At 71.5% G+C, this 25,768-nt stretch carries 25 protein-coding genes and 1 tRNA gene; 12 read left to right on the plus strand and 14 right to left on the minus strand.

The genetic code is table 11. The features are described 5' to 3' along the window. The first annotated feature begins 48 nt into the window (after positions 1-48). Together ACIRSS_RS32310 and ACIRSS_RS32315 are read left to right on the plus strand one after the other, a co-directional pair. On the plus strand, positions 49-2,958 hold the full coding sequence (locus ACIRSS_RS32310) for an ATP-binding protein (RefSeq protein ID WP_400901419.1): 2,910 nt from the start codon (positions 49-51) through the stop codon (positions 2,956-2,958). Positions 2,959-3,077: 119 nt separating this feature from the next. After that, positions 3,078-3,686 carry a hypothetical protein gene (locus ACIRSS_RS32315; protein ID WP_400901955.1) on the plus strand — a complete coding sequence of 203 codons (609 nt, stop codon included), beginning with the start codon at positions 3,078-3,080 and terminating at the stop codon, positions 3,684-3,686. Between the two features lie 3 nt (positions 3,687-3,689). On the opposite strand, the gene ACIRSS_RS32320 is transcribed toward ACIRSS_RS32315, so the two are convergent. From ACIRSS_RS32320 to ACIRSS_RS32335, 4 genes are all read right to left on the minus strand, one after another. Then, positions 3,690-4,400 carry a G1 family glutamic endopeptidase gene (locus ACIRSS_RS32320; RefSeq protein ID WP_400901421.1) on the minus strand — a complete coding sequence of 237 codons (711 nt, stop codon included), beginning with the start codon at positions 4,398-4,400 and terminating at the stop codon, positions 3,690-3,692. A 231-nt stretch (positions 4,401-4,631) separates the two neighbouring features. Beyond that, positions 4,632-5,681, minus strand: coding sequence for an ABC transporter substrate-binding protein (locus tag ACIRSS_RS32325; RefSeq protein ID WP_400901423.1), 1,050 nt, complete (start codon positions 5,679-5,681; stop codon positions 4,632-4,634). A 13-nt stretch (positions 5,682-5,694) separates the two neighbouring features. Then, on the minus strand, positions 5,695-6,579 hold the full coding sequence (locus ACIRSS_RS32330; RefSeq protein WP_400901425.1) for an ABC transporter permease: 885 nt from the start codon (positions 6,577-6,579) through the stop codon (positions 5,695-5,697). After that, the gene (locus tag ACIRSS_RS32335; RefSeq protein WP_400901427.1) at positions 6,569-7,375 is read right to left on the minus strand and encodes an ABC transporter ATP-binding protein; all 807 of its coding nucleotides are present in this window, start codon (positions 7,373-7,375) and stop codon (positions 6,569-6,571) included. Before ACIRSS_RS32335 ends, ACIRSS_RS32330 begins: the two co-directional genes overlap by 11 nt. A 191-nt stretch (positions 7,376-7,566) precedes the next feature. On the opposite strand from ACIRSS_RS32335, the gene ACIRSS_RS32340 reads away from it, so the two are divergent. Together ACIRSS_RS32340 and ACIRSS_RS32345 are read left to right on the plus strand one after the other, a co-directional pair. Then, the gene (locus ACIRSS_RS32340) at positions 7,567-9,144 is read left to right on the plus strand and encodes an ATP-binding protein (protein ID WP_400901957.1); all 1,578 of its coding nucleotides are present in this window, start codon (positions 7,567-7,569) and stop codon (positions 9,142-9,144) included. After that, complete coding sequence (locus ACIRSS_RS32345) at positions 9,141-9,800, plus strand: response regulator (RefSeq protein WP_400901429.1); 660 nt, start codon at positions 9,141-9,143, stop codon at positions 9,798-9,800. Before ACIRSS_RS32340 ends, ACIRSS_RS32345 begins: the two co-directional genes overlap by 4 nt. A 2-nt stretch (positions 9,801-9,802) precedes the next feature. Here the strand turns inward: ACIRSS_RS32345 and ACIRSS_RS32350 are convergent, their stop codons facing one another. Continuing rightward, positions 9,803-10,432, minus strand: a complete 630-nt coding sequence (locus tag ACIRSS_RS32350) for a hypothetical protein (protein WP_400901431.1) — start codon at positions 10,430-10,432, stop codon at positions 9,803-9,805. A gap of 92 nt (positions 10,433-10,524) precedes the next feature. Further along, entirely contained in the window at positions 10,525-11,343 is an 819-nt protein-coding gene (locus ACIRSS_RS32355; RefSeq protein WP_400901433.1) for an SDR family oxidoreductase, read from the minus strand. A gap of 139 nt (positions 11,344-11,482) precedes the next feature. Here ACIRSS_RS32355 and ACIRSS_RS32360 point away from each other — a divergent pair, with 139 nt between their 5' ends. After that, positions 11,483-12,286, plus strand: a complete 804-nt coding sequence (locus tag ACIRSS_RS32360) for a trypsin-like serine peptidase (RefSeq protein ID WP_400901435.1) — start codon at positions 11,483-11,485, stop codon at positions 12,284-12,286. Positions 12,287-12,293: 7 nt separating this feature from the next. Continuing rightward, positions 12,294-12,518, plus strand: a complete 225-nt coding sequence (locus ACIRSS_RS32365; protein ID WP_286000501.1) for an RNA-binding S4 domain-containing protein — start codon at positions 12,294-12,296, stop codon at positions 12,516-12,518. On the opposite strand, the gene ACIRSS_RS32370 is transcribed toward ACIRSS_RS32365, so the two are convergent. Then, on the minus strand, positions 12,515-13,456 hold the full coding sequence (locus ACIRSS_RS32370) for an Ldh family oxidoreductase (RefSeq protein ID WP_400901437.1): 942 nt from the start codon (positions 13,454-13,456) through the stop codon (positions 12,515-12,517). The genes ACIRSS_RS32365 and ACIRSS_RS32370 overlap by 4 nt on opposite strands. Before the next feature lie 102 nt (positions 13,457-13,558). On the opposite strand from ACIRSS_RS32370, the gene ACIRSS_RS32375 reads away from it, so the two are divergent. The 3 genes from ACIRSS_RS32375 (at position 13,559) to ACIRSS_RS32385 (ending at position 15,158) form a co-directional block, all read left to right on the plus strand. Beyond that, positions 13,559-13,840, plus strand: a complete 282-nt coding sequence (locus tag ACIRSS_RS32375; protein WP_086675629.1) for a DUF2277 domain-containing protein — start codon at positions 13,559-13,561, stop codon at positions 13,838-13,840. Positions 13,841-13,870: 30 nt separating this feature from the next. Next, positions 13,871-14,710 carry a patatin-like phospholipase family protein gene (locus tag ACIRSS_RS32380; RefSeq protein WP_400901439.1) on the plus strand — a complete coding sequence of 280 codons (840 nt, stop codon included), beginning with the start codon at positions 13,871-13,873 and terminating at the stop codon, positions 14,708-14,710. A 361-nt stretch (positions 14,711-15,071) separates the two neighbouring features. Next, a tRNA-Ser gene (locus tag ACIRSS_RS32385) sits at positions 15,072-15,158 on the plus strand. A 36-nt stretch (positions 15,159-15,194) separates the two neighbouring features. On the opposite strand, the gene ACIRSS_RS32390 is transcribed toward ACIRSS_RS32385, so the two are convergent. Beyond that, positions 15,195-15,668 (minus strand): MarR family winged helix-turn-helix transcriptional regulator, encoded by a 474-nt coding sequence (locus tag ACIRSS_RS32390; protein ID WP_400901441.1) that lies wholly within the window; start codon positions 15,666-15,668, stop codon positions 15,195-15,197. A 507-nt stretch (positions 15,669-16,175) separates the two neighbouring features. Here ACIRSS_RS32390 and ACIRSS_RS32395 point away from each other — a divergent pair. Continuing rightward, on the plus strand, positions 16,176-17,114 hold the full coding sequence (locus ACIRSS_RS32395) for a neutral zinc metallopeptidase (RefSeq protein WP_400901443.1): 939 nt from the start codon (positions 16,176-16,178) through the stop codon (positions 17,112-17,114). Between the two features lie 48 nt (positions 17,115-17,162). Here ACIRSS_RS32395 and ACIRSS_RS32400 read toward each other — a convergent pair whose 3' ends face one another. Beyond that, entirely contained in the window at positions 17,163-18,704 is a 1,542-nt protein-coding gene (locus tag ACIRSS_RS32400) for a M28 family metallopeptidase (RefSeq protein WP_400901445.1), read from the minus strand. An 82-nt stretch (positions 18,705-18,786) separates the two neighbouring features. Here ACIRSS_RS32400 and ACIRSS_RS32405 point away from each other — a divergent pair, with 82 nt between their 5' ends. After that, positions 18,787-19,764: an NAD(P)H-quinone oxidoreductase gene (locus ACIRSS_RS32405; RefSeq protein ID WP_400901447.1), complete on the plus strand. Its 978-nt coding sequence runs from the start codon at positions 18,787-18,789 to the stop codon at positions 19,762-19,764. On the opposite strand, the gene ACIRSS_RS32410 is transcribed toward ACIRSS_RS32405, so the two are convergent. Beyond that, entirely contained in the window at positions 19,761-20,960 is a 1,200-nt protein-coding gene (locus ACIRSS_RS32410; RefSeq protein ID WP_400901449.1) for a cysteine desulfurase-like protein, read from the minus strand. The genes ACIRSS_RS32405 and ACIRSS_RS32410 overlap by 4 nt on opposite strands. A 134-nt stretch (positions 20,961-21,094) precedes the next feature. Between ACIRSS_RS32410 and ACIRSS_RS32415 the strand changes: the two genes are divergently transcribed. Then, positions 21,095-21,673, plus strand: coding sequence for a bacterial proteasome activator family protein (locus ACIRSS_RS32415; protein WP_400901451.1), 579 nt, complete (start codon positions 21,095-21,097; stop codon positions 21,671-21,673). A 49-nt stretch (positions 21,674-21,722) separates the two neighbouring features. Here ACIRSS_RS32415 and ACIRSS_RS32420 read toward each other — a convergent pair whose 3' ends face one another. The 4 genes from ACIRSS_RS32420 to ACIRSS_RS32435 are packed head-to-tail and all read right to left on the minus strand — an operon-like array spanning position 21,723 to position 25,624. Further along, entirely contained in the window at positions 21,723-22,865 is a 1,143-nt protein-coding gene (locus ACIRSS_RS32420) for an epoxide hydrolase family protein (protein ID WP_400901453.1), read from the minus strand. Between the two features lie 43 nt (positions 22,866-22,908). Further along, the gene (locus ACIRSS_RS32425; protein ID WP_400901455.1) at positions 22,909-24,543 is read right to left on the minus strand and encodes a hypothetical protein; all 1,635 of its coding nucleotides are present in this window, start codon (positions 24,541-24,543) and stop codon (positions 22,909-22,911) included. A 2-nt stretch (positions 24,544-24,545) separates the two neighbouring features. Beyond that, on the minus strand, positions 24,546-24,998 hold the full coding sequence (locus ACIRSS_RS32430; protein ID WP_400901457.1) for a hypothetical protein: 453 nt from the start codon (positions 24,996-24,998) through the stop codon (positions 24,546-24,548). Further along, a complete protein-coding gene (locus ACIRSS_RS32435; RefSeq protein ID WP_400901459.1) occupies positions 24,995-25,624 on the minus strand; it encodes a hypothetical protein in 630 nt (209 codons plus the stop codon). Before ACIRSS_RS32435 ends, ACIRSS_RS32430 begins: the two co-directional genes overlap by 4 nt. Between the last annotated feature and the right edge of the window lie 144 nt (positions 25,625-25,768).

A 25,768-nucleotide genomic window follows, 5' to 3' on the forward strand; every position in this document is an offset into this window, starting at 1 on the left:
GCTGCTTAGGCTCCCGCGCACACCCCGGTAGGCGTCGAGGAGGTCCGTATGTGGCTCACGGCTCCCCGCCCCACCTCGGTGAGCGTCCGGTCGGGACCCGCCCGGCTGACCGGCCGCGACCCCGAGCTCGACGCGATCGTCGACGTGCTCAAGCGGCGCCCGGCCGCCGTGCTCATCGAGGGCGAGCCCGGCATGGGCCGCACCCGGTTGCTCACGGAGATCGGGCGCCGCAAGGAGTTCGACGGCGGCCGCGTGCTCACCGGCGCCTGCCAGCCGCTGCGGGAACCGTTCCCCTACGGGCCCGTCTTGGAAGCGCTTCGCGAGGTGGGCGACGCGCGGCTCAGGCCGCTCAGCCCGGTCGCCGGCGTGCTGCGGCCGCTACTGCCGGAGCTCGCGGAAGCGCTTCCTCCGCGGCCCGAACCCCTCCCCGACCCGGTCGCCGAACGCCACCGCGTCTTCCGCGCGGTGCGGGAACTGCTGCAGGCCTGCGGACCGACGCTCGTCCTGATCGACGACCTCCAATGGGCCGACGAAGACACCCGTGACCTCATGCGATTCCTCGCCGGCTCGATGCCCCCCGAACTGGCCGTGGTGGCCACCTTCCGGTCGGCGACCGACGCTGGGGCTGTGACATGGAGTGCGCCCTTCCGGACCGACCCGGCCGTCCACTCCGCGCGGGTCGCGCTCGGCGCGCTCGACGTCACCGCCGTGCGCGCGCTCGCGGCCGAAATCCTCGAACTGCCCCGCGTCACCGACGAGTTCGCGGCGAAGCTGCACGAGTGCACCGCCGGAATCCCGTTCGTGGCCGAGGAAACCCTGCGGGCCCTGCGCGAAGCGGCCGAGCGGCTGCCGGTCGGCGAGGTCCTCTCCGACCGGATGCTGGAGAACCTCGAAGTGCCGGTGCTGCTGCGGGAAGCCGTCACCGAACGGCTGGCCGCGCTGCCGGCGCCGGCGGTGCAGCTGGCCGGCGCGGCCGCGGTGCTCGGCGTCGGCGCCGAAGCCGCCGTGCTCGGCGAACTCGCCGGCCTGTCCGGCGACGCCCTCCGCACCGCGCTGCTCGCCGCGTTGTCCGGCGGGGTGCTCGGCGAAGTCGGCGACAGCAAGTACGGCTTCCGGCACCCGTTGGCGCGCAAGGCGGTCTACGACACGGTGACCGGACCCGAACGCGCGTTGCTGCACGCGCAGGCGATCCGCGTGCTCGCCGCGCAACCGTCCCCGCCGCTCACGCTGCTGGCCCGCCACTCCCGCGCCGCCGGCCGCGTCGACCAGTGGCGGCACTACGCCGAAGCCGCCGCGGACGAGGCCGTCACCCGCGGTGAGACGTCCCGCGCGATCGACCTGCTGCAGTCGGTGCTCGCCGAGCCCGGCCCGGCGCAGTCGGACACCGGGCGCGTCGCCGGCAAGCTGAGCCAGGTCGCGTTGCGCGGCTTCCGCCCCGACGTGATCGGCACGCTGCAGCGCGTCCTCGAAGAGGTGACGCTGCCGCCGTCGGTCCGCGGCTCGATCCGGCTGAGCCTCGGCATGCTGCAGGTCCGGACCATCGGCGGGCTCGGCCGCGGCCGCCTCGAGGTGGAACGCGCGATCGGCGAGCTGACCGACCGGCCCGACCTCGCCGCGCGCGGGATCACGCTGCTCGCCCAGCCGATCGACGGCCTGACCCCGTTGTCGTGGCACGAATCCTGGCGCGCCCGCGCGGGTGAGGTGTACGAGCGGCTCGACGACCCCGAGCTGCGGCTCGCGCTGACCGCCGACCGCATCGCGGCCGCGTCGCACGTCGGCGACGGCTCGGCGTGGGCGGAGTTCGAGGCCCTGCCGGACACCGTCGGCACGGTCGCCGAGCGCGTCCAGCTGGCCCGGCTGTGGTGCAACCTCGCCGACGGCCAGTCGTGGGCGGGTCACCTCGACCGCGCGGAACGGCTGGTGACCGAGGGCGTCCGGCGCGCGACCGACGCGGGCGCGCTGTACGCGATCGGCCTGATCCAGGGCACCCGCGTCCGGTTGGACTGGGTGCGCGGGCGCTGGACCGGGCTCGCCGAAGCCGCCGAGCAGCTGCGGGACAGCTACCCGGAGCTGGGCCCGATCGTCATGGAGTCGTCGCTGGTGCTCGGCGGGCTCGCGGCCGTGCGCGGGGAGTTCGCCGCCGCGCAGCGGCACCTGACCGCGGCGAGCGTGCACGCGCCGGACCGCGGGCCGATCCCGGTCGTGCTGTCGGCGGCCGGGGTGCTGATCTCGGTGCTGCTGGCGACCGACGACGTCGACGGCGCGTGCGCGGTGGCCGACACGGCGGTGGCCGCGGCCGGGCGCAAGGGTGTCTGGATCTGGGCGGCGGCGCTGGTCCCGGCGGCGGCGCAGGCGTACGCGCGGGCCGGGCGCTGGCCCGAGGCCGACAGCGTGGTCGAGGCGTTCGCCCGCGGCATCGAAGACCGAGACGCTCCGGTGGCCGCGGCAGCGTTGGTGGCCGGCCGGGCGGTGCTGCTCGAAGCGCGGGGCAAGCACCTGGCCGCGGCGACGCTGTTCGACGAGGCCGCGTCCGGGTACGCGACACTGCCGATGCCGTACCCGGCGACGGCCATGCGGGAGCGGGCGGCCATGTGCCGGCTCGCCGCGGGCAACCGGGACGCCGTCGAAGAGCTGACCGCGGCGGCCGAGGCGTACGAGCAGCTGGGCGCCACCCGTGACGCCGGACGCTGCCGGCACCAGCTGCGCGAGCACGGCGCGTGGGCACCTTCGCAACGCGGGCGCCGCGGGTACGGCAGCGAGTTGTCGCCGCGGGAACGCGAAGTCGCGCGGATGCTCGCCGAAGGCCGGACGAACCGGGAGATCGCGGACGGGCTGTTCCTCTCGCCGCGCACGGTCGAGCAGCACGTCGCCAAGGTGCTGCGGAAGCTCGGGGCACGCTCCCGGACGGACGTGGCGCGAAAGCTGCCCGGCGAAGTGACGACCGCCCCCGCCGGCTGACAAAGCGCTGAGTGAGCGCGTTGGCGCGCCGGGCGCCGCCGTCCTACGTTGACGTCGTGACTGAACAGGCCCTACCCGCGTGGCGACGGCGGACCTCCGGGGAGACCCGGTGGCCCGCGATGGGCGTCGTCGTGGCCACCCTCGTGCTGCAGGTCGCCGTGCCCGACGACATGGCGCTGCACCCCCAGTGGCTGCTGCCCGCCGTCTCCGCGCTGCTGGTCGTCGCGCTGCTGCTCGCCAATCCCGGCCGGATGTCGCAGTTCAGCGCCGTCGAGCGGGTCATCTCGCTGCTGCTCGTCGCCGCCGTGACCGCGGTGAACGGCGGGTCCGCGGTGACGCTCGTCTACCGCATCGCGGCCGGCACGATCGGCGACCACGCCGGCGCCGTACTGGTCACCGGCGGGATCGTCTACTGGACGAACATCGTCGCCTTCTCGCTCTGGTACTGGGAGTTCGACCGGGGCGGCCCGGGCCGGCGGGCCGCAGGCCGCGCGAAGTTCCCCGACCTGCAGTTCCCGCAGATGGCCGACCCGGACCTGGCGCACCAGGACTGGGAACCGTCCTACCTGGACTACCTCTACTTCTCGTTCACCAACGCGGCCGCCTTCAGCCCCACCGACGTGATGCCGCTGCGGATCTGGGCGAAGATGACGATGATGCTGCAAGCCGTCATCTCGCTCATCCTCGCGGTGATGGTGGTCGCGTGGGCGATCAACAACCTCAAATAGGGGTCAGTGGCGGGAGATCGTGAAGCTCTGGCCGTCCGAGCCGATCGCGCCCGGGATCCAGGTGTTCGTGCCGCGGTCGTCGGCGTTCAGCGCGGACGGGCTGGTCGAGGCCAGGTTCGTCCCGTTGAACTTGACGCCGGTGAACGTGACGCCGCCGGAGATCGTCGGGTAGGAGTCGGTCGGCGACTCGATGATCGCCTCCGCCGACGCGTGCTTCGACGTCAGCGACTTCGTGGTGGACTTGGACCAGCCCTTGGTCGTGTCGGACAGGTCCAGCCGGTAGGTGTTCGTGGCCGTGCGGGTCACGGTCGCGGTGATGTGGTCGCCCGCGCTGACCGACACGTTGTAGTACACCGGCGCGGCCGGGTACATCTCGTACCAGGCGGAGTACACCGGACGCCCGCTGGAGCAGTCCGTCTCGACGCCGGTCTGTTCCACTGTGGACGATCCGTCGCCGTCGATGCCGACCCACGGCGCGAACAGGTCGTTGGTCGACCGGCAGCTCACCGACGGCTCGGTCCAGCTCGCCGTCGCCGTCGTGAAGCTGCCGAAGCTGACGTAACCACCCCAGTTGCCGCCGGAGAACTGGTGACCGTGGAAGTGCGAGCCGTACTCGACCGCGGCGTGGGCGGTACCGGAGACGGCGAGGCCGGCGGCGGCCGCGGCGACCGCTGTGAGGACGCGGGCAGCACGCGACGAAAGGATTCTGGACATGCGGGGACTCCGTTCACCGATGGGGACCGGGAAAACCGTGTCCCCAAGTGTTGGATCCGCACCGCCGGGAAGGTAGCTACTTTCGAAGGGTCTTCACATTCCGGGAAATAGTCACCAGTTTGCCGGAATTGCACGGGAATGAACGAAAAGACCCGTGAAGGCCTCCGCGGGGGAAGAGGCCTTCACGGGTCCATGACGCTCACCTACCGCTCGGTCAGGTGAGCGGGGCTGCTAGCCCTGTTTCGCGGCCGCGTCGACGAACTCGGTCGTGTACGTCTTCGACAGGTCGATCGAGTCCTTCTTCGGCTGCACGTTCTTCGAAAAGCTCGAAAGCACCTCGAGCACGTTCTTCGCGCCGGCGGCGTCCATCTTGCCGTCGCCGTTGAACATCCCGATGCTGTCCTTGACGGACTTGACGTACAGCGCCTTGTCACCGCCGCTGTAGGACGGCGGCATCTTCGCCGCGATCTCCTCCGGGCTGTGCTGGTCGATCCACTTCAGCGTGGCCACGAACGCGTTGGCCAGCTTCTGCACGGCGTCCTTGTTGCGGTCCACGAAGTCGCAGCTCATGTACAGCGACGACGCGGGGTACAGCCCGCCCAGCGCCGCCTTCGTGCCCTCTTCCGTCCGCAGGTCGTACAGCACCTTCGCCTTGCCCGTGTTGGTCAGCTGCGCGATCGTCGGGTCGGTCGTCATGCCGCCGTCGATGCCGCCGTTGTCCAGGCTCGCGATGAACGTCTGCCCGGCGCCGACCTTCACCGGCGTGTACTGGTCGGCCCCGACGCCCGCCTTGGCCGCCAGCGCCTTCGTGAGGAAGTCGGTGGACGACCCGAGCGAGGTGACGCCCAGCTTCTTGCCCTTGAAGTCGGCCGAGCTCTTGATCGCGTCGGCGTGCGCGGTGCCGACGACCTCGGCCTCGCCCGGGATGTTGGCCAGCTGGACCACGCTCTTGATGCACTGGTCCTTGGCCTGCAGGTCGATCGTGTGGTCGTAGAACCCGACCACGCCCTGCACCTGGCCGGCGACGAGCGCGGTCTCGGCGTTGGCGCCCGACTGCTCGCTCTGCAGCTCGACGTCGATGCCCTGCGCGGCGAAGTTGCCGAGCTGCTGGGTGAGCATGGCGGGCAGGTAGATGACCTTCTCCAGGCCACCGACCATGATCGTGACCTTCGGCTTGCCCCCCTCGCCCGTCGCGGCGGTGCGGGAGTCCTGGCAGGCGGTGGTCAGCGCCGCCACCACGGTCAGCGCGGTGAGCGCGCCGGCGATTCGGCGAATCCTCATCGATTCGGTCCTTTCAGATGACGGTCTGGCTGGAGGTGGACATCGAGGGCCGCCACCGCAGCAGCCGGTTCTCGAGGTTTCCGATGCCCCACTCGGCGACCAGTGCGACGACGGTGATGATGATCATGGCGGCGTAGATGCCCGCCGAATCGAACGTGCCCTGCGCGTTCGAGATGAGGAAGCCGATGCCCGCCTTGGACCCGGCGTACTCGCCGACGACCGCGCCGATCAGCGCGAAGCCGAACGCGGTGTGCAGCGAAGACAGGATCCACGACGTCGCGCTCGGCAGCACGATCGCCTTGATGACCTGCATCCGCCCGGCGCCGAGGATGCGCGCGTTGTCGATCAGGTTGCGGTCCACTTCGCGGGCGCCGGTGAAGGCGTTGAAGAACACCACGAAGAACACCAGCACGACGACGGTGGCGACCTTCGACGCCAGCCCGAGGCCGAACCAGATGACGAACAGCGAGGCGAGCACGATGCGCGGGACCGCGTTGGCGGCCTTGATGAACGGCGCGAGCACGTCGGCCAGGTACCGGCTGCGACCCAGGACCACGCCGAAGATCACGCCGGCGACCGCACCGATCGCGAAGCCGACCAAGGCTTCCTCGACGGTGACCCACAGCTGGTACCAGAGCGAACCGAAGTCGGTGCCGCTGGTGACCCACTCGACCAGCCGCAGCCAGATGCGCGACGGCTTCGAGTAGAAGAACGGGTCGATCCAGTAGGTGGCGGTCAGCTCCCAGCTGCCGAGCCAGGCGACCACCAGCGCCAGCCGCAGCAGCCACGTGTTGCGTCGGCGGCGGGACGTCGCTCGCCTGGCCCTCGTGAGGATGTCCTGCTCGGTTTCCAGCACCGGCAGCGAAGTGGCCGGGGCCGCGGGGGTCTCAAGCGACATTGCTCGCTCCCTTCTGGCGGGCCTTGTCGACCTCGCTGCGCAGTGATTCCCAGATGTCGGCGTAGAGCTTGCGGAACTCCTCGGTGAGCCGGAGGTCCTCGACCTTCCGCGGCCGCTCCAGGGGAATCTCGAAGACGTCCTTCACGGTGGCCGGCGACGACGTCAGCACGACGACCTTGTCCGACAGCGCGATCGCCTCGTCGAGGTCGTGCGTCACGAAGATGACCGCCGCACCCGAGCCGGACCACAGGCGCAGCAGCTCGTCCTGCATCAGGGCCCGCGTCTGGACGTCCAGGGCCGAGAACGGCTCGTCCATCAGCATGATCTTCGGCTTGGTGACGAGGGTCTGGGCCAGCGCGACGCGCTTGCGCATGCCGCCGGAGAGCTGGTGCGGGTAGTACTTCTCGAACCCGGCGAGCCCGACGCGGGCGATCCAGTCGACGGCCTGCGCGCGGGCCTCGGCCTTCGGCACACTGCGGAAGCGCGGGCCGGAAGCGACGTTGTCGAGCACCGAACGCCACGGCATCACCGCGTCGGTCTGGAACATGTAGCCGACACCGTCCGGAATGGACTTCACGTCCTCGCCGTTCACCCGCACCCGGCCGGCGGACGGCGGCTGCAGGCCGGAGACCAGCGAGAGCGTCGTCGACTTGCCGCACCCCGTGGGTCCGACGACGGCGACGAACTCGCCGGGCTGCACGGTCATGGTCAGGTCGCGGACGGCCGTGTGCACGGAACCGGACCCGCTCGGGAACCGTTTGGTGGCTCCGGTGAGTTCGATCAGTGGGGGAACCATGGGGGGTGACTCCTTCGTCACGTGGTGGGGCTCACGTTGGGAAGGGACGTTAAGTACGTGTGGCGCCCGCGTGAAGCTTGTCGACGTTCTCCGCGCGAGCTGTGCGTTCTGAATGTTTTGCTCATTTAGCGCACGGCGCTGACCAGGGGGTATGGTTTCGAGCCATGCCAAAGTGGGCGCTCTTCCCGCGCATGCGGTTCAGCAGGCAGGTGCTGCTGCTGCAGATCGGCGTGGTCGTGCTCGTCGTCGGGATCGGCGTCGCCCTGGTGAGCGTGCTGCTGAGCCGCACCCTGACCAACCAGTACGGGGAGCGGGCGCTGGCCATCGCGAAGTCGGTGGCCGCGGACCCGGTCGTCGTCGCGAACGCCGCCGCGAAGATCCCGGGCGGGGCGCTCGAAGAACGGGCGCTGGCGGTCAACACGGCCAACGACGCGCTGTTCGTGGTGATCACCGACGACAAGGGCATCCGGCTGGCCCACCCGACGGCGAGCGAGATCGGCAAGCCGGTCAGCACCCCGCCCGACCGCGCGCTCGCCGGGTTCGACGAGATCAGCGCCGTGCAGAGCGGCACGCTCGGCCTCTCCGTGCGCAGCAAGACCCCGATCCGGCAAGGTCCGCGCGTGGTCGGCGAGGTGAGCGTCGGCTTCGACGTGGCCGACCCGACCGGGGCGTTCAACGAGCTCCTGGCCACCACGCTGCTGTTCGCCGGCGGCGCGCTGCTGCTCGGCGCGGGCGCGTCGGCGCTGCTGAACCGGCGGCTGCGGCGCGTCACGCACGGCCTCGAACCGCATGAACTCACCGAACTGCTCTACGAACGCGAAGCCGTGCTGCACGGGATCGGCGAGGGCGTGCTCGCCGTCGACGACGCGAACCGCGTCTCGGTGCGCAACGGCGAAGCCGAGCGCCTGCTCGGCACCGAACTCCCGCTCGGCGCGGGGCTTTCCGAACTGGAGCTTTCGCCGCGCCTGCGCAAGGCGGTCGCCGAGGGGCGGCCGGTCGACAACCTCCTCGCGGTGGCCGGAAACCGCGTGCTCGTCATCAACTCGCGCGCCGTCCGGCTGGACGAGCGGGACATCGGCACCGTGCTGACCTTCCGCGACCGCACCGACCTCGACACGCTCACCCGCGAGCTCGACGGCATCCGCGCCCTGTCCGACGGCCTGCGCGCCCAGCGGCACGAGTTCGCCAACCGGCTCCACACCCTCCACGGGCTGCTCCAGCTCGGCCACCACACCGAGGCCGTCGAGTACCTGCAGACGCTGACGGACTCGCCGTCGGCGCGGCCGAGCGAGCTGGGCGACGCCGTCGCCGACCCGTACCTGCAGGCGCTGCTCGTCGCGAAAACCGAGCAGGCGCAGGAAAAGGGGCTCACGCTCAAGCTCGCCGACGACACCTGGGTGCCCACGGCCGTGACCGACCCGATCGCCGCGAACACCGTGATCGGCAACCTCGTCGACAACGCGCTGCACGCCGCCCGGATGGGCCCGCGGCGGCCGGCGACGGTCGAAATCAGCTTGCTGGCCGAAGGAGACACCCTGCATCTGTCCGTTGTGGACAGTGGGCCCGGCGTCCCGGAAGAGCTGCGGGGGACGTTGTTCGACGAAGGCGTCTCGACGAAGATCGCGCCCGGCCACGGACTCGGGCTGGCGCTCGCCCGCCAGGCCGCGCGCGCCCACGGCGGCGACGTCTGGCTGGCCGGTCCCGGCGATGGCGAGACGGGTGCCCTGTTCGTCGCGAAACTGCCCGGAATGCTGACGGAGGACGGATGATCCGCACGCTCATCGTCGACGACGACTTCCGGGTCGCCGGGGTGCACGCCGGGTTCGTCGAGGAGGTCGAGGGGTTCGCGGTGGTCGGCACCGCGCACACCGCCGCCGAGGCCCGCGCCCGCGTCCGGGAGCTCGCGCCCGACCTGATCCTGCTCGACGTCTACCTGCCCGACGAGTCCGGCCTCGCGGTGCTGCCGGAGCTGCAGACCGACACGATCGTGCTGTCCGCAGCGACCGACAGCGCGTCGGTGGCCGCGGCGATCCGGGCCGGCGCGCTGAACTACCTGATCAAGCCGTTCACCACCCGCCAGCTCGCCGAGCGGCTGACGTCGTACGCGCGCTTCCGCGGCCTGCTCGCCGAGGACCGCGCCCTGGGCCAGGACGACGTCGACCGCGCGTACCGGGTGCTGCACGACCAGGACCGCACGTCCGCGCCGAAGGGCCAGTCGACGGCGACGTCCCGGCTGGTCTCGGAGCAGCTGCGGCGCGCCGGGCGGCCGCTGTCGGCCGCGGAGGTCGCGGGCGAGCTGGGCATGGCCCGGGCGACGGCGCAGCGGTACCTGACGGCGCTCGCCGAGTCGGGGACGGTTCAGATGCGCCTGCGCTACGGCGCCACCGGGCGCCCGGAGCACGAGTACCGCTGGAGCGACGCCTGACGTCAGCGGCGCGTGGTCGTCGTCGTGTCCGCGCGGTACTGGTACTGCTGCATCATGCTTTCGGCCACGCCGACCCACGACTGGACGAGGTTGGCCGACGTCGGCGTCGGCGAGGACAGGTCGACGCGGGCCTGGTCGTCTTCCGACTGCTTCTTCTTCGCCTGCGGTTTCGCCTGGGCCTGGACGTTCTTCGTCGCCGGCTTCGCGGGCACCGCCACGTACACGGTCGTCGGGGCCGGAGTGGCCACGGGCGCCTGCGGGGCTTGCGGCTGGGGCGCCGGTGCCTCGGCGACGGCCGGGCGCGCGTCCAGCTGGGCGACGTCGGCGGGGTCCGAGCCGAAGAGGCTGCCGGTCGCGAGTCCCCCGGCCAGCCAGCCGGCGGCGACGAGCAGCACGGCGGCGCCGCTGCCCAGCCACGTGCGGGCGCGGCGCCGGATCACCACCGACTTCGGGCGCAGGTCCTGGTCGCACACCGGCGGCCGGGTGAAGATCGGCTCGGCGGCCGTGACGTCGTCGTCGGTGCGGCGGCGCCGGGGCAGGCTCGCCGCGACGATGCCGGTGCGGTCCAGCAGCTCCACCGCGGTGCGGTCACTGGACGAACGGGTCGCACTGCGCGGTGCGGTGCGAAGCATCGGGGACCTCCGGTAGGGGCGACGCGCGGACCCCACGCATTGTGGACCATTTCGGACGACGCTGTCCGAAAGGCAACCTGAATGAGTGAAAGTCAGTTCCCCATTTGCTTGAGTCCCATGCGCGCGAGGATCGCCAGCGGCCGCTGGTACGCCGAGCCGAGGACGCGCGGGATCGCGTCGATGACGTAGGCGTCCGGTCCGATGAGGATCCGCGCGGACTTCCGTTCGATACCGCGCAGGATCGTCTGCGCCGCCTTCTCCGGCGTCGTCCGCGCGATGCGTTCGAAACCCTGGGCGGCCTCCTCCTGGTCGTCGGCGATGCTGCGCGCGTTGCGCACGATGTTCGTCTTGATCCCGCCGGGGTGCACGCAGCTCACCGCGACCGGGTACCGCGCGATCAGCATTTCTTCGCGCAGCGCTTCGGTGAATCCGCGGACGGCGAACTTCGCCGCGTTGTACGCGCTCTGCGTCGGCACGCCGACGAAGCCGAAGACGCTGGAAATGTTCACGACGTGCCCGTCGCCGGACGCGATCAGGTGCGGCAGGAACGCCTTCGTGCCGTTCACGACGCCGCCGAGGTTGATGCCCATCAGCCAGTCGTAGTCCTCGAAGGTCATCTCCTCGACGGTCGCGCCCAGCGCGACGCCCGCGTTGTTCACGACGACGTTGACGCGGCCGAACTCCTCGGCGACCTCGTCGGCGTGGGCGAGCACGGCGGCGCGGTCGGCGACGTCGAGCGTGTACGCCCGGGCGTTGTCGCCGGCGAGCTTCGCGGTCTCCTCCGCGTTCGCGGCGTTGACGTCGGAGAGGACGACCCGCGCCCCGCGGCGCGCGAACTCGAGCGAGAGCGCCCGCCCGATCCCCGATCCCGCCCCGGTGACCACCACGACCTTGTCCGCGAACTGCTTCATCGGCCCTCCCGCCCGGTTGGTGTTACTCCAGAGTTACGGATACTAGCGGCTGTGAGGTTGCTGTGGGTGCGCTGATCGTGTCGGTGCGGCGCCTTAAGGTGATGGGGTCGGTGCCCCGGATGAGTGCGACGAGGAGGCGATGCGCGTGCGGCGGCCTGCCGTCCTGCTCATCTTCGCCGCGGTCCTGCTGCTCGGTGCGGCCTTCGTCGTCTTCGCGACCCGGCCGGCGCGGACGGCGAGCGCGACCCCGCCGGACACCGGGGTCGTCGAAGCCGCGCCGGTGTCGACGCCCGACCTGCCCGCGGGGTCCAGCCCGGCGGTCGGCGCGCTGTTCGTCGACGGCGCCCACTACTGCACCGCCAGCGTCGTCCACAGCGACCAGGGTGACGTCCTGCTGACTGCCGCCCACTGCATCCACGACGGCGAGGGCGGCGACTACCTCACCGGCGTCACCTTCGCGCCCGGCTACCACAACGGCGTCGCGCCGTTCGGCTACTGGACGGTGTCCGACGAGTTCGTCGCGCCCGGCTGGAGCTCGTCGTCGGACCCGGACCTCGACGTCGGCTTCGCCACCGCGCACCAGATCGGGGCCACGAGAACCCTGGAAAGCCTGGTCGGCGCGAACACCCTGGCGACCGGCACGGCGTTCGAGCAGGCCATCACGCTCACCGGCTACCCGGACGACGCCGAGGTGCCCGCCGTCTGCCAGAACACGACGAGCCGGCAGGACACCTACCAGCTGAAGGTGGCCTGCGCGGGCTTCCCGACCGGCACCAGCGGCGGCCCGTGGGTCACCGGGCAGGACCCGAAGACCCGCCTCGGCACGGTCATCGGCGTCATCGGCGGCTTCGAGTACGGCGGCGACGACCCGGACACGTCGTACTCGAGCTACTTCGACACGGACGTCCAGGCCCTCTACCGGCAGACGACCGCCCGGGCATGATGCGCGTATGAGCGATCCCGTCGACGTACCCATCACCGGCGAGCCCATCCGGCTCGGCCAGTTCCTCAAGCTGGCCGGCCTCGCCGAAGACGGCTCCCACGCGAAGGACCTGATCGACGCGGAGGAGGTCACGGTCAACGGCGAGGTCGAGACCCGCCGCGGCCGCCAGCTGACCGACGGCGACGTCGTGGCGGTCGGCGAGGACCGCGGCAAGGTCGTCCTGGTCTCCTAACCCACGCTGGTCAGCGGCGGCAGGCCGATCGACGCGGCCAGCGCGTCCAGCTCGCGGCGCACCGGGCCGGACAGCGGCACCCCCAGCGCCCGGCACTGCTCCAGGTGCTGGGCCTCGCGCCAGCCGGGGTAGCGGATCGGCGCGCCGCCCTCCCAGCCGAGCATGCTGCCGAACAACGCGCTGGCCGCGCGGTAGAAGCCGTCGGCACTGCGCAGCGTCGTCGGCGCGATCGCGAGCACCAGCAGGCCGGTGTCGTGCTCGTGGTCGGCGACGCCGGAGAGGACACCGGCGAGGACCTCGACCAGCAGCGTCAGCCCGGCGGCTTCCTCGCCCGGCTTGTCCATGTCGAAGACGAACTCGGGGTACGCGCCACCCGGCGCGGCCATGCCCAGCGGGTTCACCGGCTGGCCGGGCTCCCCGCCCGCGGCGAGGACCAGGCCGATCATCGCGTGCGGCAGGGCGCGGGCGGCGTGGTGCCCGGCCCGGCCGAACGGCCCGATCCCGCGCAGCGAAACGAGCCCGACGCCGAAGCGGCCGGCCCGCGCCACCGCCCGGTCCATCGCGTCGCCGACGGCCCAGAGCCCCGGCGCGCGGCGGTAGTCGATCAGCGCGGCGGCCCCGCGGTCGGCGATCATCAGCGGCTCGGCGTGCGGCACGACGAGCCCGGCTTCCAGCAGGGGCAGGTGGACGCGGGTCAGCTCGGCGACGCCGGTGTCCGGCGAACCGGTCAGATCGCCGTGGCAGAGGGCTTCCGCGGCGATGCGGGCGCGGGCTTCGGGGAAGCCGTGCGCGGCGAAGACGTGCGCCACGAGGGTGACCAGCTCGTCGGCCCGCACGCGCGGCCAGGCCTGTTCCGGAATCGGGGTTTCCGGCGTTCCTTCTTCGGGGGCGCGGGGTTCGGGGCGGGCGGAGCGGAAGGGACGCGGTCTGAGGGGCACTTCCCCGACATTGCCCAAGCGCGGGTTCGGGCGTCAACGAGGTTCGCCCGGCCCTACCCGACCGTGTGATCGGGACGTCCGAAGCGACGTACCCTGGGCGGCATGTGCCGAAACATCACCACCCTCCGGGGGCTCCAGCCGGCCGCGACGGGCGAGGAGATCGAGGCCGCGGCCCGGCAGTACGTCCGCAAGGTGACCGGCGTGCAGTCGCTGTCGGACGCCACGCGCGAGCCGTTCGAAGCGGCGGTCGCCGAGATCACGCGGATCACCGCGGAACTGCTGGAGCAGCTGCCCGAACGCCGTCAGCCGCCGGCGACCGTGCCGCCGCTGCGCCGGCCCGAGGTGCGGGCCCGGATCGCGGCCCAGGCGCTGAAGCGGCCGTGAATTGTCGGACCCCGTCGCTAGGCTGCCCGCATGGGTGGACAGGCATTGGTTTTGGGTGGCGGCGGGGTCGCCGGGATCGCGTGGACGACGGGGCTGCTGGCGGGGCTGGCCGAGCACGGCCAGGACCTGACGGGCGCGGACCTGCTCGTCGGGACGTCGGCGGGCTCGGTCGTCGCGGCGCAGGTGACTAGCGGGACTTCGCTGGACGAGCTGTACGCGCGCCAGGTGGATCCGGCCAAGCAGAGCCCGGAGATCCCGGCGGAGATCGACTTCGAGAAGTTCGCCGCGGCCTTCGGCGACGCGGTCACGGTCTCGACGTCCCCGGTCGAGGTCCGGCGCGCGATCGGCGAAATGGCGCTCGCGGCCGAGACGGTGTCCGAAGGGGATCGTCGCGCGGTGGTCGAGGCGCGGCTGCCGGTGCACGACTGGCCGGAGCAGCGGCTGGTGATCGTGGCGGTGGACGCCTCGACCGGTGAGCCCCGCCGGTTCGACCGCGCGTCGGGGGTGCCGCTGGTCGACGCGGTGGCGGCGAGCTGCGCGGTCCCGGGCGTCTGGCCACCGGTGACGATCGAGGGCCGGCGTTACGTGGACGGCGGCGTCCGGTCGGCGGAGAACGCGGACTACGCGACGGGGCACACGCGCGTGACGGTGGTGGCGCCGCTGGGGGCGGACGCACTGCTGCCGATGGAGAAACCGCTGCTGGAGATCCTGGACGACTTGCGCGCGGCGGGCGCGGAGGTCGCCCTGGTCACCCCGGACGAGGCCTCGGTGGCGGCGATCGGCGAGAACCCGCTGGACCCGGCGAGCCGCACACCGGCGGCGGAGGCGGGTCGCGCGCAAGGAGCGGCGTTGACGCTCAGCTGGAGGTAGGCCGGCGGGCCGCGATGTCGTGGTGGGCCGGCGGTTCCGCGGCAGCCCGGCGGGCCGGCAGCCCGGCGGCCCGGCGGGCCGGCGGCAGGAGGGCGGTTCCGCGGCAGCCCGGCGGGTTCCGGGGCAGCCCGGCGGGCCGGGGTAGCCCGGCTGGTTCCGCGGCAGCCCGGCGGGCCGGGGGCAGCCCGGCGGGGTTCCGGGGCAGCCAGGCGGCCGGCGGCAGCAGGGCCGACCGCTCCCGTCGCGGCCGGCCGTCCGGTCGGCGGCGGAACCCGGTCCCGGCAGCCACACCCGGCGGCACACCCCATCACATCCCGCCCGGGCGGTGCCCCGGACCTCGTCGGCTACCCTCGTGGGGCGAGGTAGCGTGTCCGAGCGGCCGAAGGAACATGTCTTGAAAACATGCGAGGGGGCAACCTCTCCGTGGGTTCGAATCCCACCGCTACCGCTCCGGACCCCGGGCGCGGAGTAGCCGCGCCCGGGTTCAGCCCTCGACGTCGGACAAGTGGCCCAGCACCCGGTCGAACGCACCGGCGATCGTCGCCTGTTCTTCCGGACTCAGCAGGTCGATCAGGTGCTCGCGCACCCCTTCCACGTGCGTCGGCGCCGCTTTCTCCAGCAGGGCCTTGCCCTGCTCCGTCAGCTCCGTGATGACGCCGCGCTTGTCCTCCGGGTCGCGCACGCGCCGGACCAGGCCCGCTTCCTCGATCCGGCCGACCTGGTGCGACAGCTTGCTCTTCGTCGAGCCCATCATCAGAGCCAGTTCCGTCATGCGCATCCGGTGGTCCGGGCGGTCCTCCAGGCAGACGAGCACCTCGTAGTCGGTCAGCGACACGTCGTGGCGGTCGGTCAGCTCGCGGTGCAGGCGCTGCCGCAGCCGGAGGGTCGCCACGATGTAGGAGCGCCACGCCGCCATCTCGGCATCGTTCAACCAACGCACAGGCCGCTCCTCGCTCATAAGGCAGCCTAGAACGCTGATCAAGGGAACGCGCGGTCCGAGTCCGAACTGCGTGCCGCTGAAAACGTCGCCGCAACATCGCCCGAAGGTGGGGTTACGAAAAGGTTGAGACTCGGCCGGAAAAGGCGCATTCTGCTTGTCTGCGGATGGTCGGCCAGGGTAAGGCGCGGCGACGGTGACGTGCCGACCCGGCTCTCCGCCGGGAGAGGTCAGGTGGTTGCGTGGCGGGTGATCCTCGCGGTTGACCGCCGGCTGTGTCCCCGCGACCGGAACGGTTCACAAACGGGCCGGGCGCGATTGCGAACAGCCACACGCGCGGGCTTCCTTGCGTTCACGCATACGGCGTCGATCTGGCCTGTATCGGGTCACGACCTCGGCAGTCGTGACGACAGCGCCTGAACGCCGGCCCGATTCGCGGCCAACCGCTCGACCAAAGACAAACCTCGGTACAGAGCCTGGGTGCGCCGTCAGCGCGACGGTCGCGCCCAGGCTCGTTACCATTCGCGGGTGAGATTCGACGACGACGCCGGCCTGGACGCCTCCGAGGTCCAGGACCTGCGCGGTAGCGGTGGAGGCGGCGGCGGCGGGATCGGCGGCCGCGTTGCGCTCGGCGGTGGCGGACTCGGCGTCGTCGGGCTGATCATCTACTTCGTGCTCTCCCAGCTCGGCGGGGTGAGCCTCGGCGGCGGCAGCGGGAGCGGCCTGAGCGGCGGGCTCGGCAGCGTCGGGTCCGGCCAGCAGGTCGACAACTCCAAGCTGGCGAGCGAGTGCAAGACCGGCGCGGACGCCAACAAGAACCACGACTGCGCGATCGTCGCGATCGTCAACTCCGTCCAGGACTACTGGACGCAGCAGTTCGCCCGCTCCGGCTCGACCTACCGCAAGGCGCCGACGAACTTCTTCAACGGCGGCGTGCGCACCGGCTGCGGCAGCGCCACCTCCGACACCGGGCCGTTCTACTGCCCGGCCGACTCCGAGGTCTACATCGACCTCTCCTTCTTCGACGAGCTGAAGACCCGCTTCGGCGCGCAGGGCGGCCTCTTCACCGAGGCGTACGTGCTCGCCCACGAGTACGGCCACCACGTGCAGAACCTGCTCGGCACGTCGAAGAAGGGCACCGGCACCGGCCCGACGTCCGGTTCGGTGCGCCTGGAACTGCAGGCCGACTGCTACGCCGGCGTCTGGGGCAACCACGCCTCGACGACGCCGACCGAGAGCGGCAAGCCGCTGATCACCGACGTCACGCAGGACGACATCAATTCGGCGCTGGACACCGCGTCCCGCATCGGCGACGACTACATCCAGCAGAACCTCGGCGGCGGCCAGGTCGACCGCTCGAAGTTCACCCACGGCACGTCCGCGCAGCGCAAGAAGTGGTTCACCACCGGCTTCCAGACCGGCGACCCCGCCCGCTGCGACACCTTCGGCACGAACAACTTGGGCTGAGACGCGAAGAAGGGGCCGTCCCGAGTCGGGACGGCCCCTTCTTCGTCGTTACGCCGTCACAGCGTGCGGGTCACCGGCGACCGCGCGGGCGGAGAAGTTCCGCTGCGCGCCGCGTTCGGCGGCCTTCTGCTTGGCCGTCTTGCTGTTGCCCGGCTTCACGCCGTTGACGCTCTCGGTGCTCGTCGCGTAGACGCCGAGGGCCCAGGCGACGCCGTCGGCGTTGCGGTCCAGCGCGACCCGGTCGATGTTGCCCAGGTTGTCGCAGGCCTGGTGGTAGCACGGGTCGAACGCGATGCCGGCCGTGCCGCCCCACTTCGCCGCCTGCGCCGGGGTCTTGATGACTTCGGCGCCGGTGTCCAGGCCGCCGGCCGGGATGCCGACGGCGATGAACTCGCCGTAGTCCGAGCGGCCGGTGAAGTCGGTGCCTTCGAGGGACACGCCCCGCGCGGCCTGCATGAAGTCGACGAAGGTCTTCTCGATCTGCGCCGAGCCGTACGGGCCCGCGCCCGCGCCGACGCCGTCGGAGTTGTCGCCGTCGTAGGCGAAGTAGCCGGCGTTCGGCGAGCCGATCATGTCGAAGTTCAGGTACAGCGCGATGTCCAGCTGCTGCTCGAAGCTCAGCTGGTCGACGTAGTAGGTCGAGCCGATCAGGCCGAACTCTTCCGCGCTCCAGAAGCCGAAGCGGACGGCGTTGTTGACCTTCGGGCTGCTCCCCAGCTGCAGCGCCGTCTCGAGCAGGGTCGCCGAGCCGGTGCCGTTGTCGTTGATGCCCGGGCCGGCCGGGACGCTGTCGAGGTGCGACCCCAGCATCACGACGTTGTCCTTGCGCCCGGTCTTGGTCTCGGCGATGACGTTGTAGCTGGTCCGCGCCTCCTGGAGCGCGCGCAGCTCCAGGGTCACGTTCTGCCCGCCGAGCGTGGCCAGCTGCGCCCCCGCGGCCGCCGTCACGCCCCCGGTCGGGATCTTCGCGTTCTCCGGGCCGCCGAGCGTCCCGTTCACGTCGCCGTCGGTGTTGTTGTAGACGATGGCGCCGATCGCGCCCGCCGCCGCGGCGGTCTGCTGCTTCTGCGCGAACGAGCAGCCGCCGCGCTTGATCAGCGCGATCTTGCCCGCGACGTCCGCGGTGTAGTCGGTGGCCTCGCAGCCGCTGGTGTCGTCGACCGCGACCACGGCGAGCGGCGCGGTGATGCCGCCGACGGGTGTCGAGACGGTGTACTCCATCGCGATGACCGGGACGTTCTGGCCGCCCGCGGTCAGCTTCTGGGCCAGGGTCTGCGAGTAGGTGAAGGGGAACTCCTGGCGCGTCACCTGGAAGCCGGCCGCCTCGAGCTTCGTCGCGATGTACTCGGCGGACTTCTGGTGGCCCGCGGTGCTGGCCGCCCGGGTGCCGCCGTTGGTGTCGGCGATCCGCTGCAGGGCGATCAGGTGCCGGTTGACGCCGTTGACGTCGACCTTCTTGACGAGCTGCTTGGCCAGGGCGGGGCCGTCGGGGACCGTCGTCGCGGCGGCGGCCGGGGTGAGGCCGAGCACCAGGGTCACGCCGACGGCGATGGCCGCCGGCGGGAAAGTTCTCTTTCGGAAGAGTGACATGGTTGCTCACCTTTGTTCCGAATGAGAAGTACGTCAATGCGTCATTCGGCGGGAACTTCGTTCCCCGGTATACGGTCGACACATGTACGCGATCACCATCCGTGAACCAGGTGACCCGGAAGTTCTCGAGTGGGCGGAGGTCGAGGATCCGCGTCCCGGCCCCGGCGAAGTGCTGGTGGACGTCGCGGCGAGCGCGGTGAACCGAGCGGACCTCCTGCAGCGCCAAGGGCACTACCCGCCGCCGCCCGGGGCGAGCGAAACACTCGGCCTCGAATGCTCGGGAACGATCGCGGAACTCGGCGAAGGTGTCGAAGGCTGGAACGTCGGCGACGAGGTCTGCGCGCTGCTCGCCGGCGGCGGCTACGCGGAGAAGGCCGTCGTCCCGGCCGGGCAGCTGCTGCCGGTACCGGCCGAGATCGACCTGATCACGGCGGCCGCGCTGCCCGAGGTGGCGTGCACGGTGTGGGCGAACGTCGTGATCCACGCGAAGCTCACCGAAGGCGAGGTGCTGCTGGTCCACGGCGGCGCCGGCGGCATCGGCACGCACGCCATCCAGGTCGGCAAGGCACTGGGCGCGACCGTCGCCGTCACCGCGGGTTCGGCCGACCGCCTCGAGAGCTGCCGCCAGCTCGGCGCCGACATCACGATCAACTACAAGGAACAGGACTTCGTCGAGGTCCTCAAGGCGGAGACGGGTGGCGCGAACGTCATCCTCGACAACATGGGTGCGTCCTACCTCGGCCGCAACGTCGACGCGCTGCAGCAGGACGGGCGCCTGGTCATCATCGGCATGCAGGGCGGGGTGAAGGGCGAGCTGAACGTCGGCACGCTGCTCGGCAAGCGGGCATCGGTGTTCGCGGCGGGCCTGCGCTTCCGGCCGCTGGAGCAGAAGGCCGCGATCGTCGCCGACGTCCGGGAACACCTGTGGCCGCTGGTGTCCGACGGGCTCGTCAAGCCGATCGTCGGCCAGGTCGTGCCGATGGCCGAAGCCGCGTCCGCGCACCGGATCCTGGAAGAGGGCTCGGTGTTCGGGAAGGTCCTGCTGGCCGCGAAGTCCTAGCGGAGTTCTTCGAGGACCCGCACGAGCTGGTTGATTTCGAAGACGTTGGAGTAGTGGGCGAGCCCGATCCGCACGGCGCCGCCCACTTCTCCGACGCCCAGTGACGCGAAGACGCCTGCCGTGCCGTCGTCGGCGAAGGCGCACAACCCCTGCGAAGCCAGGTACTCGGCGACTTCGGGCGACTTCTTGCCGGCGACGGCGAAGGCGAGCGCGGGGATGCGGCGCATGGCGTTGCCGATGACCATGATGTGGCGCAGCGACAGCAGTTCCGTCGACAGCTGCGCGAGCAGGCCGGCGTGGTACGACTTCGCCGAGCCGAGCGAGGTGACCAGCCGCTCGCGGCGTGACCCGGTGGCGGCGTCGTCGAGACCGGCGAGGTAGTCGATCGACGCGATCAGCCCGGCCAGCAGCGGGTAGGCGTGCGGGCCGAGCTCGAGGCGGGCGGCGCCGCGGGCCATCGGGTCGAGCGAGACCGACGGGATGCGTTCGATCAGCTCGGGGTCGCGGAAGACGAGCGCGCCCACCGACGGGCCGCCCCACGCTTGCGCGGACACGACCATGACGTCGGCGCCGAGCGCGTTGATGTCCAGCGGCAGGAACGGCGCGGCGTAGGTGGCGTCGACGACGACGAGCGCGCCGACCCGCTTGGCGAATTCGATGATGGTCGGGACGTCGGGCCGGGTGCCGACGGACCCGGACGCGAGCGTGACGGCGACGGCCTTGGTGCGCGCCGACACGAGCTGCTCGTACTGCCACGCGGGCAGTTCGCACGTTTCAATGTCGATCTCACCCCAGCGCACGACGGCGCCGACGCGCTTCGCGGCGCGCTGCCACGGCGCGAGGTTGGCCTGTTCGTCGAGCCTCGACACGACGACTTCGTCGCCGATGGTCCAGCGCTCGGCGAGCGCGTCGCAGAGGCGGCGCAGCATCACCGGCGCGCTGGGCCCGAGCACGACGGCGGCCGGGTCGGCCCCGACCAGGTCGGCCACGGCCCTGCGGGCCGCGGTCACGATGCTTTCCGCGCGCTGTGAGGCCGGAAACGCTCCGCCCGGCCCGGACACCGGGGCGCGCATCGCCGTGGAAACGGCCGAAGCGACCTGTTCCGGGACCAGCATTCCGGCGGCGCCGTCGAAGTGAATCCAGCCGTCACCCAGCGCGGGAAAGAGCCCACGGATACGAGCGACGTCGAACGCCATGTGGACACCGTACGGACGTGCGGTTTCGCCCTGCGCCCGGGGTTGGGTGGAGAGCCACCGGGAACCCGGTTTACGGCTACGCTCGGAGACGGACACCCCGCGGGTGTCGCGGAGCGTGGCGAACGCAAGCCAGGATGGAGCACATGACCGAGCCGAACTTCACAGCGGGTGACGCGAGCCAGGAATCTTCACCCCACGTGGTGGTAGTCGGGCCGGACGGCACGCCGGTGGGCGCGGCGAAGCTGCCCACGTCCGACGACGGAGAGCAGGAGTCGGTCGGCGACCTCGTCGAGGAACCGGCCAAGGTGATGCGCATCGGCACGATGATCAAGCAGCTGCTGGAGGAGGTCCGCGCGGCCCCGCTGGACGACGCGTCCCGCAACCGCGTGCGCGAGATCCACCAGACGTCGGTGAAGGAGCTGGCGGCATCGCTGGCCCCGGAGCTGCAGGACGAGCTGGAGAGACTGGTCCGCCCGTTCACGAACGACTCGACGCCCTCGGACGCGGAGCTGCGGATCGCCCAGGCGCAGCTGGTCGGATGGCTGGAGGGGTTGTTCAGCGGAATCCAGACGGCGTTGTTCGCCCAGCAGATGGCGGCCCGAGTCCAGCTGGAGCAGATGCGGCGCGGGTTGCCGGCGGGTCCTTCGGCAGCGGCCGGGCATGGACATGACGGGCACGGGCCGGGGATTTCGGGCACGGGCCAGTACCTCTGACGAAGGTTGTCCACAGACCGAGGGGCCTGTGGACAACCTCTGTGGACAACTAGAGGTCGCGGAAGAACTCCCGGATGTCGCCGATCAAGGCGTCCGGCTCCTCGAGCGCCGGGAAGTGCCCGCCCTTGGGAAACTCCGTCCAGTGCACGATCTTGTCCGTTCGTTCCGCCAGCGTCCGGATAGGCAGGCCGATGTCGTCCGGAAACACCGCGACCCCCGTCGGGACCGTGTTCGACGCCGGCGGGGCTCCCCAACCGCCCGTCAGTGCCGCGTACAAGCGGGCCGACGAGTTCGCCGTCTCCGTGAACCAGTAGATCGACACGTCCGCCAGCAGGTCGTCGCGGTCGATCAGGTCCACCGACGTGTTCGAGAACGACCGGAACTTCTCCGCGATCCAGGCCAACTGACCCGCCGGTGAGTCGTGCAGGCCGTACGCAAGCGTTTGCGGCTTGGTCGCCTGGATCATCGCGTACCCCGTCCCCGAGGCCGAGAACGCCTGCCCCTTCTCCAGCGAGCGGCGCGCCTTCTCCAGTTCGTCGCCGGTCAGGCCGTCCAGGTCGGCCGGCGAACGCGGCACCGCCGACGCCAGCATCGTCACGTGGATCCCCAGCAGCCGCGCAGGGAACTGGACCGCCAGCTCGCGCGAGATGATCGCGCCCCAGTCGCCGCCGTGGGCGCCGAACCGCTCGTAGCCCAGGCTCGTCATCAGCGTGGCGAACGCCCGCGCGATCCGGTCCGGTCCCCAGTCCGGCGTCGGCGTCGGGCCGGAAAAGCCGTAGCCCGGGATCGACGGGACCACCACGGTCAACGCGTCCGCGGGGTCGCCGCCGTACGCGCGCGGGTCCGTCAGGGGCCCGATCACGTCCAGGAACTCGACGATCGAGCCCGGCCAGCCGTGGGTCAGCAACACCGGCGTCGCGCCCGGTTCCGGCGAGACGACGTGCAGGAAGTGCACGGTCGTCCCGTCGATTTCCGTTGTGAACTGCGGGAAGCCGTTGATCCGTTCTTCCTGCGCCCGCCAGTCGAAGCCCGTGCGCCAGTACTCGGCGAGCTCACGCACGTAGTCGACGGGCGCCCCGAGCCGCCAACCGGCGTCGGCGGGTTGGTCGGGCCAGCGTGTCTTCGCCAAGCGCGCGCGAAGGTCGTCGAGGTCGGCTTGGGGAAGGTCGATGCGGAACGGCTTGATCGTCATACCCCGACAGTAGAATCAGACGAGGACAGGTTCTGTCCTCGAGCTAACGGCGTGGGCAGAACACCAGCTCTGCGGCAGGCAGGGCTTGGTCGCAGTCGAAGCGGGTGCGCAAGCCTTCGGCGACTTCCGGTGGCAGGCGGTCCAGCGACAGCCACGACGGTTGAACCACCAGGTACTCCGCGTCCGTCCGCGTGAGGCACTCGAGGTTTTCCCGGTAGCTCTCCAGTTCCCGCACCGCCGGGATGAAGCTGCCGCGCTGCACGAACACCGGTGCCGGGTAGCGGCACGCCGCCGGGTTGCCCACGAAGTACGCCATGTCGCCGAACGCCAGGTACAACACCGGGGCGTCCGGGCCGATGCGGGCGCGGACCGGCTCGATCAGCCGCTCGTCCAGCCGCGCCGCCGTGACGCGCTCCGAATTGGTGTAGTCCGGGTGGACCGCGTCGAACGAGTACGGCGCCGCGGGCCACACGGGCACGGCGAGGACGGCGACCGCGCCGAGCACCGCCAGCACCGGCCACGTCCGGGCGCGTTCTTTGAGCGCGGTCAAGACCGCAACCAAAACCACCGCAGCGAGCGCCGCGTAGACGAGGGTTCCGTGCGCGAGCCGCCACTGCGTGGACGCCGACGAGACGATCGGCACGCCGGCTCCGAGCGCGACCGCCGGCAGGACGAGCGCCCACGGTGGGCCGCCGCGGACCGCGATCCAGCGCGCCACCGCGAGTCCCCAGAGCGCCGCGGCGAACGGCACGAGGGCCGCCAGGTGGTACTGGAACCACTGCCCCTGGACCACCACGGCCGCCAGCACGACGAGCACCGCGGCCGCCGGCAAGAGGATCCACGCCCAGCGGGCACGACGGTCCGAAGCCAGCCGCGCCAGCACGACGACGCTGACCGGGAGCAGGGCCACGAACGGCACGAGCACCGCTTCGTTCAGCACCACCTCGACCAGTGCCCGCGCGTCGTTCCACGCCAGGCCGCGGCTGAGCGGGCTGCCGCCGTTGAGGCGGGACAGCTCGCCGAACCACCGCCACTCCCGCGGCTCCATCCACACCGTGACCGCGAACAGTCCCAGGCTGGCCAGCACGCCGAACAGGGCCGTGAGCCACGCCCGGCGCCGGTCGAGCACCGCGAGCACGCCGAGCGCCACCAGGGCCGTCGGCACCGTCGTGTACTTGACCAGCACCGTCAACGCCAGCAGGACCGCGCCGGCCGCGACCGCCACCGCCGGCCGCCGGATCCGGAGCGCGGCCCCGACGGCGGCCGTCGCGAACACCGCGGCCAGCCACTCCGGCTGCAGGAAGTCCCAGTTCGGGGCCAGCGCGAGGGCGCCGCCCGTGACCGCGGCGACCGCGGTCGCCTCCGCCGGCGGCCGGTAGCGCACCAAGCCCGCGCGCAGCAGCAGGGAAACCGCGAGGACGACGAGCAACGCCAGCACGCGGACGAGCGCCTCACGGCCGGGGAACGGCAGCGAATCCCCGGCGTCCGCCAGCGCGAGCACCAGCCGGTAGGCCATCGGCCGGTGCACGAAGACCTCCGTCGGTGCGAACCCCGCGCGCCCGGCCGTCTCGAGGGTGCCGAGGACGAACCGGACGTCGTGGTCCAGACCGGTCCACGCGACCGTCACCGCGAGCGGAGCCAGGAGCAGCGGTCCCCACCACCGCGGGGACCACCGCAAAGTCAGCTGCCCGCCTCGGGCTTGGCGGCGACGGCATCTTCCAGCCTGGCAAGCCGCTCTTCGTACTTCGAAATCGCCGCGAGGCGAGCCCGGATGCGGGCGTGCTCGGCGCGGACCTCGTCGGCCTCGTCGGCCGAGTACTCGAGCCGCTCCGCGAGCCGGGCGACCGAACCGGGACGCTCGAAGGCCGCGACCCGCGCTTCCAACGCCGCGAGGTGGGGCGCCAGCCGGCGCTGCTCGTCGTAGAGCCACTTCACGTGCCCGTCGAGCTCCTCGGTGGCGTGCTCGACGTCGCGGCGCAGGTCGTGCAGGGCCCCGCGCAGCTCGTCCAGCTCCGGCCGCACCCGCTCCATCGCGATGTACTCGATCCGCGGGCGGAGCCTGCCGAACACCGGTCGCCCGGCCAGGCGCACGAGCTCCTTCGCCCGCGAAACCGCGCCCTGGAAATCACTCACGGCAACATCTCGATTCTCCCTGAGTCACGCCACGTCCTCAGCAGCCGGGATTCGGCGTGCAGGCGGTGTTCCGCCGTCACGCCGACCTTGGCGCCCCAGGCGTGCTCGAAGTCGGTCTGGTCGGGCTGGTCGACGATCGAAACGCCGGTGAGCCGCACCAGCGCCTCGGGGAAGAGCTCCCGGCACAGGTACGTCACCAGGGTGCCGGTGGTGGCCCAGACGTGCTCGTCGACCGAGAGTCCGAGCAGCCGGGACAGCGGCCGCACGAACCGCCGGTTCGAGATCGGCACGAACCCCAGGTCGACGGGCCACCAGTCGGGCAGGGTCTCGGGTTCCCAGAACATCCGGCCCGGTTCCGCGAGCAGGTAGAGGCGCGAGGTGTAGTCGGCGAAGGTGTACGGCGAGACGATGACACCGCGGTGGACCACCACGACGTCGGTGCGGCGGCCGTAGGTGGGCTCGTCGTCCGGCTCGTCCAGCGCGAACGTCGTCATCCGGAAGACGAGGTCGCTGCCGTCGATGAGCGCGGCCCGCTCGGCGTCGGGCGCCATCGGCGCGTTGCCGACCACGGCGATCGTTCCCACGCGCTGCCCGCGGGCGTAGGACTGCAGCAGTTGCTGGAGCATGCGACCGGTATCACCCTCGTCGAGCTGCCGCGGCGATTCGCCCGCGAACTGAGTCCGATTCATCGCTTCCCCATGGCATCGGTGACCGGGGCCGCCGTCGGGCGGCAGCCGAGCAGACGGACAATAGCCGACAGACCACGATCG

This window comes from Amycolatopsis sp. NPDC101161, from assembly GCF_044768185.1.
Lineage (GTDB): Bacteria > Actinomycetota > Actinomycetes > Mycobacteriales > Pseudonocardiaceae > Amycolatopsis.

Excerpts from the sequence above, each read along its gene's own strand:
- ACIRSS_RS32310 (WP_400901419.1), top strand. The coding sequence starts at position 49 with ATGTGGCTCACGGCTCCCCGCCCCACCTCGGTGAGCGTCCGGTCGGGA.
- ACIRSS_RS32315 (WP_400901955.1), top strand. The coding sequence starts at position 3,078 with ATGGGCGTCGTCGTGGCCACCCTCGTGCTGCAGGTCGCCGTGCCCGAC.
- ACIRSS_RS32320 (WP_400901421.1), bottom strand. The coding sequence starts at position 4,400 with ATGTCCAGAATCCTTTCGTCGCGTGCTGCCCGCGTCCTCACAGCGGTC.
- ACIRSS_RS32325 (WP_400901423.1), bottom strand. The coding sequence starts at position 5,681 with ATGAGGATTCGCCGAATCGCCGGCGCGCTCACCGCGCTGACCGTGGTG.
- ACIRSS_RS32330 (WP_400901425.1), bottom strand. The coding sequence starts at position 6,579 with ATGTCGCTTGAGACCCCCGCGGCCCCGGCCACTTCGCTGCCGGTGCTG.
- ACIRSS_RS32335 (WP_400901427.1), bottom strand. The coding sequence starts at position 7,375 with ATGGTTCCCCCACTGATCGAACTCACCGGAGCCACCAAACGGTTCCCG.
- ACIRSS_RS32340 (WP_400901957.1), top strand. The coding sequence starts at position 7,567 with ATGCGGTTCAGCAGGCAGGTGCTGCTGCTGCAGATCGGCGTGGTCGTG.
- ACIRSS_RS32345 (WP_400901429.1), top strand. The coding sequence starts at position 9,141 with ATGATCCGCACGCTCATCGTCGACGACGACTTCCGGGTCGCCGGGGTG.
- ACIRSS_RS32350 (WP_400901431.1), bottom strand. The coding sequence starts at position 10,432 with ATGCTTCGCACCGCACCGCGCAGTGCGACCCGTTCGTCCAGTGACCGC.
- ACIRSS_RS32355 (WP_400901433.1), bottom strand. The coding sequence starts at position 11,343 with ATGAAGCAGTTCGCGGACAAGGTCGTGGTGGTCACCGGGGCGGGATCG.
- ACIRSS_RS32360 (WP_400901435.1), top strand. The coding sequence starts at position 11,483 with ATGCGCGTGCGGCGGCCTGCCGTCCTGCTCATCTTCGCCGCGGTCCTG.
- ACIRSS_RS32365 (WP_286000501.1), top strand. The coding sequence starts at position 12,294 with ATGAGCGATCCCGTCGACGTACCCATCACCGGCGAGCCCATCCGGCTC.
- ACIRSS_RS32375 (WP_086675629.1), top strand. The coding sequence starts at position 13,559 with ATGTGCCGAAACATCACCACCCTCCGGGGGCTCCAGCCGGCCGCGACG.
- ACIRSS_RS32380 (WP_400901439.1), top strand. The coding sequence starts at position 13,871 with ATGGGTGGACAGGCATTGGTTTTGGGTGGCGGCGGGGTCGCCGGGATC.
- ACIRSS_RS32390 (WP_400901441.1), bottom strand. The coding sequence starts at position 15,668 with ATGAGCGAGGAGCGGCCTGTGCGTTGGTTGAACGATGCCGAGATGGCG.
- ACIRSS_RS32400 (WP_400901445.1), bottom strand. The coding sequence starts at position 18,704 with ATGTCACTCTTCCGAAAGAGAACTTTCCCGCCGGCGGCCATCGCCGTC.
- ACIRSS_RS32405 (WP_400901447.1), top strand. The coding sequence starts at position 18,787 with ATGTACGCGATCACCATCCGTGAACCAGGTGACCCGGAAGTTCTCGAG.
- ACIRSS_RS32410 (WP_400901449.1), bottom strand. The coding sequence starts at position 20,960 with ATGGCGTTCGACGTCGCTCGTATCCGTGGGCTCTTTCCCGCGCTGGGT.
- ACIRSS_RS32415 (WP_400901451.1), top strand. The coding sequence starts at position 21,095 with ATGGAGCACATGACCGAGCCGAACTTCACAGCGGGTGACGCGAGCCAG.
- ACIRSS_RS32420 (WP_400901453.1), bottom strand. The coding sequence starts at position 22,865 with ATGACGATCAAGCCGTTCCGCATCGACCTTCCCCAAGCCGACCTCGAC.
- ACIRSS_RS32435 (WP_400901459.1), bottom strand. The coding sequence starts at position 25,624 with ATGCTCCAGCAACTGCTGCAGTCCTACGCCCGCGGGCAGCGCGTGGGA.